The sequence below is a fragment of the Escherichia sp. WS1368 genome (assembly GCF_046487485.1).
Lineage (GTDB): Bacteria > Pseudomonadota > Gammaproteobacteria > Enterobacterales > Enterobacteriaceae > Escherichia > Escherichia coli.
In genome coordinates this window covers 1-13,824 of record NZ_JBJQJI010000009.1, presented here as the reverse complement: position 1 = coordinate 13,824, position 13,824 = coordinate 1, and the positions used below count along the sequence as shown (strand labels likewise).

The window sequence follows — 13,824 nt, the reverse complement described above, 5'->3', positions numbered from 1 at the left end:
GCAGGTTATTCGCGAAACTGACTGCGCGGCATGATATTGACCGTTTCGTGCAGCTCCGACCATACCAGCACCGCTTCTCCGCACTGTAGCTGGCGTTTGACGTCGGCGACTTTCTGTTCAAGTGTACGCTCATGTTCACCATAATCGGTGCCTTCACGTAACACAAAGCTTTCAATTAAATTTTCCAGCGTTTCGGGGGAGAGGTCTTGCCACGGAATCAACATGATTTCGCCTCCAGATACGTTGTTAACCAGTCAGGAATGCGTGACTCCAGCCACATTTGCGGATGAAGTAATGTACCGCCAATAAAGCCAACATGACCGCCATGTTCAGTCAGCTGATACTCCACCTGCGGGGGGAGACTTTCCGGTTTCGGGATCACCTGATGATCCATAAACGGATCGTCTTTGGCGTGAATAATCAGCGTCGGTTTGGCTATCCGATTGAGCATCGGCATGGCGCTACACTGACGATAATAGTCGATAGCGTCAGCGTAGCCGTGAATTCTGGCGGTGATTAGATCGTCAAATTCACGGATGCGACGTACCGATTTTAACTGCGCGAGATTAATCGGCAGCGTTCCGGGGTAGGCAGCCAGCTTGCGTGCGGCATTGGCTTTTAACAGGTTCAGCAAGTAACGCTGATAGACGCGGGAAAAGCCCTTTTCCATATGATAGCTACAGGCTTCCAGCATAAACGGCGCAGAGACAATCACCGCCGCATCAATCGGGAGATCATTGCCTTCTTTTGCCAGCAAACAGGCCAGCATATTACCGCCGAGCGAATAGCCGACGGCAGCCGTTGGCGCATGACCAGACTCGCGTTGCAGCCAGCGTAAAAACCAACTGGCGTCTTCGGTTTCGCCCGAATGGTAAATGCGGTGCATACGGTTTGGTTCACCGCTGCATCCGCGAAAATGCATCACCACGCCCAGCCAGCCACGCTTTTGCGCCGCCTCAACCAGACCGTGGGCGTAAGGGCTATTGAGACTGCCTTCGAGCCCGTGAAACACGACTAAACGCGGTTTATGCCGCGCCTGTGCAGGATCTTCACTCCACGCGAGATCGACAAAATCGCCGTCGGGCAACTCCAGTCGCTGCCAGTGCGGGGTGAATTTCACCTTGCGACGAAACAGACGCGGCAGCATGGTTTGTAGATGACAATTGCTAAAGCCGCGCATAGGGGTGAATTCAGCACTGCTGCTGAATTCATTGGCATTGGTCGTCGTTATCTGCGCCATCAGTTGCTTTGGCCTTCCAGCAGCATCTGCTCAAGCTGCTCTTGGGCTTCCAGCCACGCCATTTCGCACTCTTCCAGGCCGGATTTGGCGCTGGCTTGCTGTTGCAGGCAGGCGGTCAACTCCGCTTTACGGCTTTGATCGTACAGTTCGCTGTCGCCGAGTTTCTCTTCCGCCTGCGCCAGCTGTGCGTTCAGCTTCTCCATCTCTTTTTCCAGACGGGCAATCTCTTTACGCAGTGGCTGGGTTTGCGCACGCAGCTCCGCTTCCCGACGTTTCTGATCTTTACGTGCCTGGGCGCTGTTCGCGTTCTCTTTCTCTTTTGGCGCTTCGTCGGTCTGGTTTTCCTGCTTTTGTACGTCGCTCAACCACTGTTGATAATCTTCCAGATCGCCGTCGAACGGTTCGACTTTATGATCGTGAACCAGGTAGAGATCGTCAGTGGTGGAACGCAGCAAATGACGGTCGTGCGAGACGACAACCAGCGCGCCTTCGAACTCGATTAATGCTTCAGTCAGTGCCTGACGCATGTCGAGGTCAAGGTGGTTAGTCGGTTCGTCGAGCAGCAGCAGATTCGGACGCTGCCAGACAATTAATGCCAGCACCAGGCGGGCTTTTTCCCCACCGGAGAAGCGGCGCGTTTCTTCCGTCACTTTATCGCCCTGGAAACCAAAGCCGCCGAGGTAGTCACGCAGTTTTTGCTCCAGTTCCTGCGGCGCTAAACGTGCCAGATGTTGAATAGGCGATTCGTCGGCGCGCAGGTATTCAAGTTGATGCTGGGCGAAGTAGCCGAGCTTGATCCCTTTCGCCAGACCAATTTCACCGCTGACTGGCGCAAGTTCACCGGCTAACAGTTTGATTAATGTCGATTTACCCGCGCCGTTGCGGCCTAGCAGACCAATGCGCGAGCCGGGGACCAGATTCAGTTTAATCGAGTCGAGAATAATGCGATCGCCATAGCCTGCGCTGACCTTTTCCATCTTCAGTAACGGATTTGGCAGGCTTTCCGGCGCGCGGAAGCTAAAGCGGAACGGGTTGTCGACGTGCGCGGGGGCAATCAGCTCCATACGCTCAAGCATCTTAATGCGGCTCTGGGCCTGCTTCGCTTTGGTGGCTTTGGCACGGAAACGGTCGATATAACTTTGCAGATGCGCCACGCGTTCCTGCTGGCTTTCGTACATCGCTTGTTGCTGCGCCAGACGGGTGGCGCGCTGCACTTCAAACGAACTGTAGTTGCCGGTGTACTCGAACATGCTTTGTTGTTCGATATGAATAATTTTATCAACGATCGGATCGAGGAAGTCGCGGTCGTGAGAGATCAGGATCAGCGTGCCCTGATAGCTCTTCAGCCATTTTTCCAGCCAGATAACGGCATCGAGATCGAGGTGGTTAGTCGGTTCGTCGAGCAGCAGCAAGTCTGAACGGCAAATCAGCGCCTGGGCAAGGTTAAGACGCATACGCCAGCCACCAGAGAAATCACTTACCGGGCGCTCCAGTTGTTCATTGCTGAAACCGAGGCCGTGCAGCAGGCTGGCGGCACGGGAGCGAATACTCCATGCGTCGATAGCATCCAGCTTGCCATGAATAGTGGCGATGGCGTGCCCGTCGTTACGTTCGTTGGCGTCGTGTAGCTGCGCTTCCAGTTGACGATATTCACGGTCGCCGTCAATGACATATTCCAGCGCCGCTTGCGGTAACGCCGGCGTTTCCTGATTCACCCACGCCAGTTGCCAGCTTCCCGGAAAGGTGTAGCTGCCGCCGTCGGCGCTGATTTCATTTTTCAGCAATGCCAGCAGGGTAGATTTACCACAGCCGTTTTTACCCACCAGGCCGACTTTCTGCCCGGGGTTGATGGTGGCGGTGGCATTATCCAGCAGGACGCGCACGCCGCGACGAATTTGTAACGAGGAGAAAACAATCATAAGGTGCCGTATGTTCAGACTATGTTAACTTATCATTATGATAATGTAATGTATGGGCGAGCTGCCGCACCGGGCGCAATGGTAGCCCAAAACAGCGACTATACACAAAAACCATACCGGGAGGGGGATGATGTCTCAGCCAGCGAAAGTTTTGCTGCTGTATGCCCATCCGGAATCTCAGGACTCGGTGGCAAACCGGGTACTGCTTAAACCGGCCACGCAGCTCAGCAATGTTACCGTGCACGACCTTTACGCGCACTATCCCGATTTTTTTATTGATATCCCCCGTGAGCAGGCATTACTGCGCGAGCACGAGGTGATTGTCTTTCAGCATCCTCTTTATACCTATAGCTGCCCGGCGCTACTGAAAGAGTGGCTGGACCGGGTATTAAGTCGTGGTTTTGCCAGCGGGCCGGGGGGAAACCAACTGGCGGGAAAGTACTGGCGTAGCGTGATTACCACCGGCGAGCCGGAAAGTGCTTACCGTTATGACGCCTTGAATCGCTACCCGATGAGCGATGTTCTGCGCCCCTTTGAACTAGCGGCGGGCATGTGCCGGATGCATTGGTTGAGTCCCATCATTATTTACTGGGCGAGACGGCAAAGCGCACAGGAGCTGGCGAGTCACGCCAGAGCCTACGGTGACTGGCTGGCAAATCCGCTGTCTCCAGGAGGCCGCTGATGGAAGGTTCCGATTTTTTACTCGCAGGAGTGTTGTTTCTCTTCGCGGCGGTGGCTGCGGTGCCGCTGGCATCGCGGCTGGGTATTGGCGCTGTGTTGGGATATTTGCTGGCAGGGATTGCAATTGGCCCGTGGGGGCTGGGTTTTATTAGCGACGTCGATGAGATCCTCCACTTTTCGGAACTCGGCGTGGTGTTCCTGATGTTTATCATCGGCCTGGAGTTGAATCCCTCCAAGCTTTGGCAATTGCGGCGTTCGATTTTTGGCGTAGGTGCGGCACAGGTGCTGTTAAGCGCGGCGTTGCTGGCGGGATTATTGATGCTGACGGATTTCGCCTGGCAGGCGGCGGTGGTCGGTGGTATTGGCCTTGCGATGTCCTCAACCGCAATGGCGTTGCAACTGATGCGTGAGAAAGGGATGAATCGCAGCGAATCCGGCCAGTTAGGTTTCTCGGTACTGCTGTTTCAGGATCTGGCGGTGATCCCGGCACTGGCGTTAGTGCCGTTGTTGGCGGGGGCGGCAGACGAACATTTCGACTGGATGAAAATCGGCATGAAGGTGCTGGCGTTTGTCGGCATGCTGATTGGCGGGCGTTATTTACTGCGTCCGGTATTCCGTTTTATTGCAGCTTCTGGTGTGCGGGAAGTGTTCACCGCCGCGACGCTGCTGCTGGTGTTGGGTTCCGCATTGTTTATGGATGCGCTGGGGCTGTCGATGGCGCTCGGTACGTTTATTGCGGGCGTGTTGCTGGCAGAAAGCGAATATCGCCACGAACTGGAAACAGCTATCGACCCGTTTAAGGGGTTGCTGCTCGGGCTATTTTTTATCTCGGTCGGAATGTCGCTCAACCTCGGTGTGCTTTATACCCATCTGTTGTGGGTGGTGTTAAGCGTTATTGTGTTGGTGGCGGTGAAAATTCTCGTGCTGTATCTGCTGGCGCGACTGTATGGCGTGCGTAGCTCAGAGCGGATGCAGTTTGCTGGCGTGTTGAGTCAGGGCGGTGAGTTTGCCTTTGTGCTCTTTTCTACCGCTTCTTCACAACGCTTATTCCAGGGTGACCAGATGGCGCTGTTGCTGGTGACGGTGACGCTTTCCATGATGACCACGCCGCTGCTGATGAAGCTGGTGGATAAATGGCTATCCCGCCAGTTTAACGGACCGGAAGAAGAAGACGAAAAACCGTGGGTCAACGATGATAAACCCCAGGTCATTGTCGTGGGCTTTGGGCGTTTTGGTCAGGTGATTGGTCGTTTGCTGATGGCAAATAAAATGCGCATTACTGTGCTGGAGCGGGATATCAGTGCCGTTAACCTGATGCGTAAATATGGCTACAAAGTTTATTACGGCGACGCCACGCAGGTCGATCTTTTACGTTCTGCGGGAGCAGAGGCCGCTGAGTCTATCGTCATTACCTGTAACGAGCCGGAAGACACCATGAAGCTGGTGGAAATATGCCAGCAGCACTTTCCGCATTTGCATATTCTTGCGCGAGCGCGCGGACGTGTGGAAGCGCATGAGTTATTACAGGCAGGGGTGACGCAGTTTTCCCGTGAAACATTCTCCAGTGCGTTAGAGCTGGGGCGCAAGACGCTGGTCACGCTTGGCATGCATCCGCATCAGGCACAGCGGGCGCAACTGCATTTTCGTCGCCTGGATATGCGGATGCTGCGAGAGCTCATCCCAATGCATACCGATACCGTACAAATTTCTCGCGCCAGGGAAGCCCGACGCGAACTGGAAGAGATTTTCCAGCGTGAAATGCAACAAGAACGACGCCAGCTGGACGGCTGGGATGAATTTGAGTAGAGGGTAAAGATGGCAATCCGAAAACGTTTTATTGCGGGCGCAAAATGCCCGGCCTGTCAGGCGCAGGATTCAATGGCGATGTGGCGCGAAAATAATATTGATATTGTTGAATGTGTTAAGTGCGGACATCAGATGCGAGAAGCGGACAAAGAAGCCCGCGATCACGTTCGCAAAGATGAGCAAGTGATCGGGATTTTTCATCCGGACTAGCGATATGCGCCGAGTTTTTTTAAGCTAGTGAGTACACGGCTGCAGAATTCCGCTACAATCTGCGCCACTATTCTTCCCATGCTCAGGAGATATCATGAAAGTAGCAAAAGACCTGGTGGTCAGCCTGGCCTATCAGGTACGTACAGAAGACGGTGTGTTGGTTGATGAGTCTCCGGTGAGTGCGCCGCTGGACTACCTGCATGGTCACGGTTCCCTGATCTCTGGCCTGGAAACGGCGCTGGAAGGTCACGAAGTTGGCGACAAATTTGATGTCGCTGTTGGCGCGAACGACGCTTACGGTCAGTACGACGAAAACCTGGTGCAACGCGTTCCTAAAGACGTATTTATGGGCGTTGATGAACTGCAGGTAGGTATGCGTTTCCTGGCTGAAACCGACCAGGGTCCGGTACCGGTTGAAATCACTGCGGTTGAAGACGATCACGTCGTGGTTGATGGTAACCACATGCTGGCCGGTCAGAACCTGAAATTCAACGTTGAAGTTGTGGCGATTCGCGAAGCGACTGAAGAAGAACTGGCTCATGGCCACGTTCACGGTGCGCACGATCATCACCACGATCACGACCACGACGGTTGCTGCGGTGGTCATGGCCACGATCACGGTCATGAACACGGTGGCGAAGGCTGCTGCGGCGGTAAAGGTAACGGCGGTTGCGGTTGCCACTAATACCGAAAAAGTGACAAAAAAGCGGGGGAATCCCCGCTTTTTTTACGCCTCAATAATGTGGCGGTGGCGTTTCTTCAGCCTGCGACGCGATGTTCGACGGCTGGCTGGCTTTTAGCTTCTCGGTCAGCAGACGCAGATGATCGCGCAGTTTCGCCATCTCCATTTCATGAGCGGTCACCGTGACGTTCAGTTCTTCAATGGTGATTTCCTGAAAAGCCAGTCGGCTCTCCAGCTCTGCCAGGCGTGCTTCCAATGATAAATCCTGCATGATTCACCTCTTTTGTCGAATGGTCGCCGCGGATTCTACTTAACTTTGCTGCCCGAGACAGCACTCATTTCGCGGTCATCGAAACTAATTTAAACAAAAAGAGTCTGAAAATAGATGATAATAGGGCGTGTCTGTATGTAGATTTGTTCGACAACGCTTTATAGTACCCTTCTGATAATAGTTAACCCTGGGGTGAGATGCCCCGATCCTGGAGATATGGATGAAATCACTGTTTAAAGTAACGCTGCTGGCGACCACAATGGCCGTTGCCCTGCATGCACCAATCACTTTTGCTGCTGAAGCTGCAAAACCTGCTACAACTGCTGACAGCAAAGCAGCGTTCAAAAATGACGATCAGAAATCAGCTTATGCACTGGGTGCCTCGCTGGGTCGTTACATGGAAAACTCTCTTAAAGAACAAGAAAAACTGGGCATCAAACTGGATAAAGATCAGCTGATCGCTGGTGTTCAGGATGCATTTGCTGATAAGAGCAAACTCTCCGACCAAGAGATCGAACAGACACTGCAAGCATTCGAAGCTCGCGTGAAGTCTTCTGCTCAGGCGAAGATGGAAAAAGACGCGGCAGATAACGAAGCGAAAGGTAAAGAGTACCGCGAGAAATTTGCCAAAGAGAAAGGTGTGAAAACCTCTTCAACTGGTCTGGTTTATCAGGTAGTCGAAGCCGGTAAAGGCGAAGCACCGAAAGACAGCGATACTGTTGTCGTGAACTACAAAGGTACGCTGATCGACGGTAAAGAGTTCGACAACTCTTACACCCGTGGTGAACCGCTCTCTTTCCGTCTGGACGGTGTTATTCCGGGTTGGACAGAAGGTCTGAAGAACATCAAGAAAGGCGGTAAGATCAAACTGGTTATTCCACCAGAACTGGCTTACGGCAAAGCGGGTGTTCCGGGGATCCCACCGAATTCTACCCTGGTGTTTGACGTAGAGCTGCTGGATGTGAAACCAGCGCCGAAGGCTGATGCAAAGCCGGAAGCTGATGCGAAAGCCGCAGATTCTGCTAAAAAATAAGCATTAAGAACCGCCGCCTGACCAGGCGGCGGTTTTTTTATTACAGGCCGGATATAATTAGTGCTGGAAAGCGGAACCTCCGCTGTATTAATTTAGTTACCCGCATCATTAATGAGCCTGCCCTGAAAAGTTAACGACAGGCTCCTGAAAAGGAGTGTTTTTTTTCATGTCCAGGTCGCTTTTAACCAACGAAACCAGTGAGTTGGATTTACTGGATCAACGTCCTTTCGACCAGACCGATTTTGATATTCTGAAATCCTACGAAGCGGTGGTGGACGGGTTAGCGATGCTTATTGGCTCCCACTGTGAAATCGTTTTGCACTCTTTGCAGGATCTAAAATGTTCAGCCATTCGCATTGCTAACGGTGAACATACAGGCCGGAAGATTGGTTCGCCAATTACTGACCTGGCGCTACGTATGCTGCACGATATGACGGGAGCGGATAGCAGCGTTTCTAAATGCTACTTTACTCGCGCCAAAAGCGGCGTATTAATGAAGTCCCTGACTATCGCGATTCGTAACCGCGAACAGCGTGTAATTGGTCTGCTGTGCATCAATATGAATCTTGATGTTCCCTTCTCGCAGATTATGAGCACCTTTGTGCCGCCAGAAACCCCGGATGTCGGTTCAAGCGTCAACTTTGCCTCTTCTGTTGAAGATCTGGTTACCCAAACGCTGGAGTTCACCATCGAAGAAGTGAATGCCGATCGCAATGTTTCTAATAACGCCAAAAATCGTCAGATCGTGCTAAATCTCTACGAGAAAGGGATCTTCGATATTAAAGACGCGATCAACCAGGTTGCTGACCGCCTGAACATCTCCAAACACACTGTCTATCTCTACATCCGCCAGTTCAAGAGCGGTGATTTCCAGGGGCAAGATAAGTAATGCGTTTTGCCATCGTGGTGACCGGGCCAGCATACGGTACGCAACAGGCGAGTAGTGCTTTTCAGTTTGCGCAAGCACTGATAGCCGAAGGCCATGAGTTAAGCTGCGTCTTTTTCTATCGGGAAGGGGTCTATAACGCTAACCAATTGACCTCACCGGCAAGCGATGAATTTGACCTTGTGCGCGGCTGGCAACAGTTGAATGCGCAACATGGTGTGGCGCTGAATATCTGCGTAGCGGCAGCGTTACGCCGCGGTATCGTCGATGAAACTGAAGCAGGAAGGCTGGGGCTGGCTTCGTCAAATCTTCAGTCGGGATTTACCTTAAGCGGACTTGGCGCGCTGGCGGAAGCCTCGCTGACCTGTGACAGGGTGGTACAGTTCTGATGAAACGAATTGCGTTTGTTTTTTCTACTGCACCTCATGGTACAGCTGCTGGTCGGGAAGGTTTAGATGCTTTACTGGCAACTTCCGCATTAACTGACGATCTGGCCGTCTTCTTTATTGCTGATGGTGTTTTTCAGCTGCTGCCAGGACAAAAGCCCGATGCAGTGCTGGCGCGTGATTACATTGCCACTTTTAAATTGTTGGGTCTGTACGACATTGAACAGTGCTGGGTTTGTGCGGCTTCACTGCGCGAACGCGGGTTAGATCCGCTGACACCCTTTGTTGTCGAAGCCACGCCGCTCGAAGCAGATGCCTTACGCCGCGAACTCGCCAACTACGATGTTATTTTGAGATTTTGAGGCGTTTATGCTGCACACATTACATCGTTCACCCTGGCTGACGGATTTTGCTGCGCTGCTGCGTCTGCTCAGTGAAGGCGACGAACTGCTGTTATTGCAAGATGGTGTAACTGCCGCAGTTGACGGTAACCGCTACCTTGAAAGTCTGCGTAATGCCCCCATTAAGGTCTATGCCCTGAACGAAGACCTTATTGCCCGCGGTTTGACTGGTCAAATTTCGAACGATATCATTCTCATTGACTATACTGATTTCGTCAGACTTACGGTTAAGCACTCCAGCCAGATGGCCTGGTGATGGCGGGATCGTTGTATATTTCTTGACACCTTTTCGGCATCGCCCTAAAATTCGGCGTCCTCATATTGTGTGAGGACGTTTTATTACGTGTTTACGAAGCAAAAGCTAAAACCAGGAGCTATTTAATGGCAACAGTTAACCAGCTGGTACGCAAACCACGTGCTCGCAAAGTTGCGAAAAGCAACGTGCCTGCGCTGGAAGCATGCCCGCAAAAACGTGGCGTATGTACTCGTGTATATACTACCACTCCTAAAAAACCGAACTCCGCGCTGCGTAAAGTATGCCGTGTTCGTCTGACTAACGGTTTCGAAGTGACTTCCTACATCGGTGGTGAAGGTCACAACCTGCAGGAGCACTCCGTGATCCTGATCCGTGGCGGTCGTGTTAAAGACCTCCCGGGTGTTCGTTACCACACCGTACGTGGTGCGCTTGACTGCTCCGGCGTTAAAGACCGTAAGCAGGCTCGTTCCAAGTATGGCGTGAAGCGTCCTAAGGCTTAATGGTTCTCCGTTAAGTAAGGCCAAACGTTTTAACTTAAATGTCAAACTAAACTCGTAGAGTTTTGGACAATCCTGAATTAACAACGGAGTATTTCCATGCCACGTCGTCGCGTCATTGGTCAGCGTAAAATTCTGCCGGATCCGAAGTTCGGATCAGAACTGCTGGCTAAATTTGTAAATATCCTGATGGTAGATGGTAAAAAATCTACTGCTGAATCTATCGTATACAGCGCGCTGGAGACCCTGGCTCAGCGCTCTGGTAAATCTGAACTGGAAGCATTCGAAGTAGCTCTCGAAAACGTGCGCCCGACTGTAGAAGTTAAGTCTCGCCGCGTTGGTGGTTCTACTTATCAGGTACCAGTTGAAGTCCGTCCGGTTCGTCGTAATGCTCTGGCAATGCGTTGGATCGTTGAAGCTGCTCGTAAACGCGGTGATAAATCCATGGCTCTGCGCCTGGCGAACGAACTTTCTGATGCTGCAGAAAACAAAGGTACTGCAGTTAAGAAACGTGAAGACGTTCACCGTATGGCCGAAGCCAACAAGGCGTTCGCACACTACCGTTGGTAATCCCTTCGGAGTTTTAGTCACCAGGCGGGCGCTTCCAGTAAGCAGCCCGCTTTGGGCTACTTAAATTGAACGCCTAAAAGATAAACGAGGAAACAAATGGCTCGTACAACACCCATCGCACGCTACCGTAACATCGGTATCAGTGCGCACATCGACGCCGGTAAAACCACTACTACCGAACGTATTCTGTTCTACACCGGTGTAAACCATAAAATCGGTGAAGTTCACGACGGCGCTGCAACCATGGACTGGATGGAGCAGGAGCAGGAACGTGGTATTACCATCACTTCCGCTGCGACTACTGCATTCTGGTCTGGTATGGCTAAGCAGTATGAGCCGCATCGCATCAACATCATCGACACCCCGGGGCACGTTGACTTCACAATCGAAGTAGAACGTTCCATGCGTGTTCTCGATGGTGCGGTAATGGTTTACTGCGCAGTTGGTGGTGTTCAGCCGCAGTCTGAAACCGTATGGCGTCAGGCAAACAAATATAAAGTTCCGCGCATTGCGTTCGTTAACAAAATGGACCGCATGGGTGCGAACTTCCTGAAAGTTGTTAACCAGATCAAAACCCGTCTGGGCGCGAACCCGGTTCCGCTGCAGCTGGCGATTGGTGCTGAAGAACATTTCACCGGTGTTGTTGACCTGGTGAAAATGAAAGCTATCAACTGGAACGACGCTGACCAGGGCGTAACCTTCGAATACGAAGATATCCCGGCAGACATGGTTGAACTGGCTAACGAATGGCACCAGAACCTGATCGAATCCGCAGCTGAAGCTTCTGAAGAGCTGATGGAAAAATACCTGGGTGGTGAAGAACTGACTGAAGCAGAAATCAAAGGTGCTCTGCGTCAGCGCGTTCTGAACAACGAAATCATCCTGGTAACCTGTGGTTCTGCGTTCAAGAACAAAGGTGTTCAGGCGATGCTGGATGCGGTAATTGATTACCTGCCATCCCCGGTTGACGTACCTGCGATCAACGGTATCCTGGACGACGGTAAAGATACTCCGGCTGAACGTCACGCAAGTGATGACGAGCCGTTCTCTGCACTGGCGTTCAAAATCGCTACCGACCCGTTTGTTGGTAACCTGACCTTCTTCCGTGTTTACTCCGGTGTGGTTAACTCTGGTGATACCGTACTGAACTCCGTGAAAGCTGCACGTGAGCGTTTCGGTCGTATCGTTCAGATGCACGCTAACAAACGTGAAGAGATCAAAGAAGTTCGCGCGGGCGACATCGCTGCTGCTATCGGTCTGAAAGACGTAACCACTGGTGACACCCTGTGTGACCCGGATGCGCCGATCATTCTGGAACGTATGGAATTCCCTGAGCCGGTAATCTCCATCGCAGTTGAACCGAAAACCAAAGCTGACCAGGAAAAAATGGGTCTGGCTCTGGGCCGTCTGGCTAAAGAAGACCCGTCTTTCCGTGTATGGACTGACGAAGAATCTAACCAGACCATCATCGCGGGTATGGGCGAACTGCACCTCGACATCATCGTTGACCGTATGAAGCGTGAATTCAACGTTGAAGCGAACGTAGGTAAACCGCAGGTTGCTTACCGTGAAACTATCCGCCAGAAAGTTACCGATGTTGAAGGTAAACACGCGAAACAGTCTGGTGGTCGTGGTCAGTATGGTCATGTTGTTATCGACATGTACCCGCTGGAGCCGGGTTCAAACCCGAAAGGCTACGAGTTCATCAACGACATTAAAGGTGGTGTAATCCCTGGCGAATACATCCCGGCCGTTGATAAAGGTATCCAGGAACAGCTGAAAGCAGGTCCGCTGGCAGGCTACCCGGTAGTAGACATGGGTATTCGTCTGCACTTCGGTTCTTACCATGACGTTGACTCCTCTGAACTGGCGTTTAAACTGGCTGCTTCTATCGCCTTTAAAGAAGGCTTTAAGAAAGCGAAACCAGTTCTGCTTGAGCCGATCATGAAGGTTGAAGTAGAAACTCCGGAAGAGAACACCGGTGACGTTATCGGTGACTTGAGCCGTCGTCGTGGTATGCTCAAAGGTCAGGAATCTGAAGTTACTGGCGTTAAGATCCACGCTGAAGTACCGCTGTCTGAAATGTTCGGATATGCAACTCAGCTGCGTTCTCTGACCAAAGGTCGTGCATCATACACCATGGAATTCCTGAAGTATGATGAAGCGCCGAGTAACGTTGCTCAGGCCGTAATTGAAGCCCGTGGTAAATAAGCCTAAGGGTTAATACCAAAGTCCCGTGCTCTCTCCTGAAGGGGAGAGCACTATAGTAAGGAATATAGCCGTGTCTAAAGAAAAATTTGAACGTACAAAACCGCACGTTAACGTTGGTACTATCGGCCACGTTGACCACGGTAAAACTACTCTGACCGCTGCAATCACCACCGTACTGGCTAAAACCTACGGCGGTGCTGCTCGTGCATTCGACCAGATCGATAACGCTCCGGAAGAAAAAGCTCGTGGTATCACCATCAACACTTCTCACGTTGAATATGACACCCCGACCCGTCACTACGCACACGTAGACTGCCCGGGGCACGCCGACTATGTTAAAAACATGATCACCGGTGCTGCTCAGATGGACGGCGCGATCCTGGTAGTTGCTGCGACTGACGGCCCGATGCCGCAGACTCGTGAGCACATCCTGCTGGGTCGTCAGGTAGGCGTTCCGTACATCATCGTGTTCCTGAACAAATGCGACATGGTTGATGACGAAGAGCTGCTGGAACTGGTTGAAATGGAAGTTCGTGAACTTCTGTCTCAGTACGATTTCCCGGGCGACGACACTCCGATCGTTCGTGGTTCTGCTCTGAAAGCGCTGGAAGGCGACGCAGAGTGGGAAGCGAAAATCCTGGAACTGGCTGGCTTCCTGGATTCTTACATTCCGGAACCAGAGCGTGCGATTGACAAGCCGTTCCTGCTGCCGATCGAAGACGTATTCTCCATCTCCGGTCGTGGTACCGTTGTTACCGGTCGTGTAGAACGCGGT

17 protein-coding genes are annotated in these 13,824 nt (G+C 52.1%); 13 read left to right on the top strand and 4 right to left on the bottom strand.

Features of this window, described 5'->3' with window-relative positions; genetic code table 11:
• Nucleotides 1-5: 5 nt before the first annotated feature.
• Genes ACJHYD_RS16015 through ACJHYD_RS16005 form a run of 3 tightly spaced genes read right to left on the bottom strand, consistent with a single transcriptional unit; the run spans nucleotide 6 to nucleotide 3,159 of the window.
• Entirely contained in the window at nucleotides 6-224 is a 219-nt protein-coding gene (locus ACJHYD_RS16015; RefSeq protein ID WP_000907085.1) for a YheU family protein, read from the bottom strand.
• On the bottom strand, nucleotides 218-1,240 hold the full coding sequence (locus ACJHYD_RS16010) for a hydrolase (protein ID WP_001551740.1): 1,023 nt from the start codon (nucleotides 1,238-1,240) through the stop codon (nucleotides 218-220). The genes ACJHYD_RS16015 and ACJHYD_RS16010 overlap by 7 nt, the downstream gene beginning before the upstream one ends.
• Nucleotides 1,240-3,159 (bottom strand): ABC transporter ATP-binding protein, encoded by a 1,920-nt coding sequence (locus ACJHYD_RS16005; RefSeq protein WP_001551739.1) that lies wholly within the window; start codon nucleotides 3,157-3,159, stop codon nucleotides 1,240-1,242. The genes ACJHYD_RS16010 and ACJHYD_RS16005 overlap by 1 nt, the downstream gene beginning before the upstream one ends.
• 130 nt (nucleotides 3,160-3,289) lie before the next feature.
• Here ACJHYD_RS16005 and kefG point away from each other — a divergent pair, with 130 nt between their 5' ends.
• From kefG to slyD, 4 genes are all read left to right on the top strand, one after another.
• A complete protein-coding gene (gene kefG, locus ACJHYD_RS16000) occupies nucleotides 3,290-3,841 on the top strand; it encodes a glutathione-regulated potassium-efflux system ancillary protein KefG (protein WP_001297514.1) in 552 nt (183 codons plus the stop codon).
• Nucleotides 3,841-5,646, top strand: a complete 1,806-nt coding sequence (gene kefB, locus ACJHYD_RS15995; RefSeq protein ID WP_001551738.1) for a glutathione-regulated potassium-efflux system protein KefB — start codon at nucleotides 3,841-3,843, stop codon at nucleotides 5,644-5,646. Before kefG ends, kefB begins: the two co-directional genes overlap by 1 nt.
• A 9-nt stretch (nucleotides 5,647-5,655) precedes the next feature.
• The gene (locus ACJHYD_RS15990) at nucleotides 5,656-5,856 is read left to right on the top strand and encodes a YheV family putative zinc ribbon protein (protein WP_001007730.1); all 201 of its coding nucleotides are present in this window, start codon (nucleotides 5,656-5,658) and stop codon (nucleotides 5,854-5,856) included.
• Nucleotides 5,857-5,950: 94 nt separating this feature from the next.
• A complete protein-coding gene (gene slyD / locus ACJHYD_RS15985; RefSeq protein ID WP_000861334.1) occupies nucleotides 5,951-6,541 on the top strand; it encodes a peptidylprolyl isomerase in 591 nt (196 codons plus the stop codon).
• A 49-nt stretch (nucleotides 6,542-6,590) separates the two neighbouring features.
• Here the strand turns inward: slyD and ACJHYD_RS15980 are convergent, their stop codons facing one another.
• Nucleotides 6,591-6,809, bottom strand: a complete 219-nt coding sequence (locus ACJHYD_RS15980; protein WP_001153615.1) for a protein SlyX — start codon at nucleotides 6,807-6,809, stop codon at nucleotides 6,591-6,593.
• Between the two features lie 220 nt (nucleotides 6,810-7,029).
• On the opposite strand from ACJHYD_RS15980, the gene fkpA reads away from it, so the two are divergent.
• The 9 genes from fkpA to ACJHYD_RS15935 form a co-directional block, all read left to right on the top strand.
• Nucleotides 7,030-7,842 (top strand): FKBP-type peptidyl-prolyl cis-trans isomerase, encoded by an 813-nt coding sequence (gene fkpA, locus ACJHYD_RS15975; protein WP_000838261.1) that lies wholly within the window; start codon nucleotides 7,030-7,032, stop codon nucleotides 7,840-7,842.
• A 166-nt stretch (nucleotides 7,843-8,008) separates the two neighbouring features.
• Nucleotides 8,009-8,731, top strand: a complete 723-nt coding sequence (locus ACJHYD_RS15970) for a transcriptional regulator (protein WP_000091466.1) — start codon at nucleotides 8,009-8,011, stop codon at nucleotides 8,729-8,731.
• Nucleotides 8,731-9,117 (top strand): sulfurtransferase complex subunit TusD, encoded by a 387-nt coding sequence (tusD, locus tag ACJHYD_RS15965; protein WP_001209685.1) that lies wholly within the window; start codon nucleotides 8,731-8,733, stop codon nucleotides 9,115-9,117. Before ACJHYD_RS15970 ends, tusD begins: the two co-directional genes overlap by 1 nt.
• Complete coding sequence (gene tusC, locus ACJHYD_RS15960; RefSeq protein WP_000820713.1) at nucleotides 9,117-9,476, top strand: sulfurtransferase complex subunit TusC; 360 nt, start codon at nucleotides 9,117-9,119, stop codon at nucleotides 9,474-9,476. The genes tusD and tusC overlap by 1 nt, the downstream gene beginning before the upstream one ends.
• A 7-nt stretch (nucleotides 9,477-9,483) precedes the next feature.
• Entirely contained in the window at nucleotides 9,484-9,771 is a 288-nt protein-coding gene (gene tusB / locus ACJHYD_RS15955; protein WP_000903375.1) for a sulfurtransferase complex subunit TusB, read from the top strand.
• 125 nt (nucleotides 9,772-9,896) lie between these two features.
• Entirely contained in the window at nucleotides 9,897-10,271 is a 375-nt protein-coding gene (gene rpsL, locus ACJHYD_RS15950; RefSeq protein WP_000246815.1) for a 30S ribosomal protein S12, read from the top strand.
• Between the two features lie 96 nt (nucleotides 10,272-10,367).
• Nucleotides 10,368-10,838, top strand: a complete 471-nt coding sequence (gene rpsG, locus ACJHYD_RS15945) for a 30S ribosomal protein S7 (RefSeq protein WP_001138043.1) — start codon at nucleotides 10,368-10,370, stop codon at nucleotides 10,836-10,838.
• 96 nt (nucleotides 10,839-10,934) lie between these two features.
• Nucleotides 10,935-13,049 (top strand): elongation factor G, encoded by a 2,115-nt coding sequence (fusA, locus tag ACJHYD_RS15940; protein ID WP_000124700.1) that lies wholly within the window; start codon nucleotides 10,935-10,937, stop codon nucleotides 13,047-13,049.
• Between the two features lie 70 nt (nucleotides 13,050-13,119).
• A partial coding sequence (locus ACJHYD_RS15935; protein WP_094284229.1) for an elongation factor Tu occupies nucleotides 13,120-13,824 on the top strand: 705 nt, incomplete at its 3' end.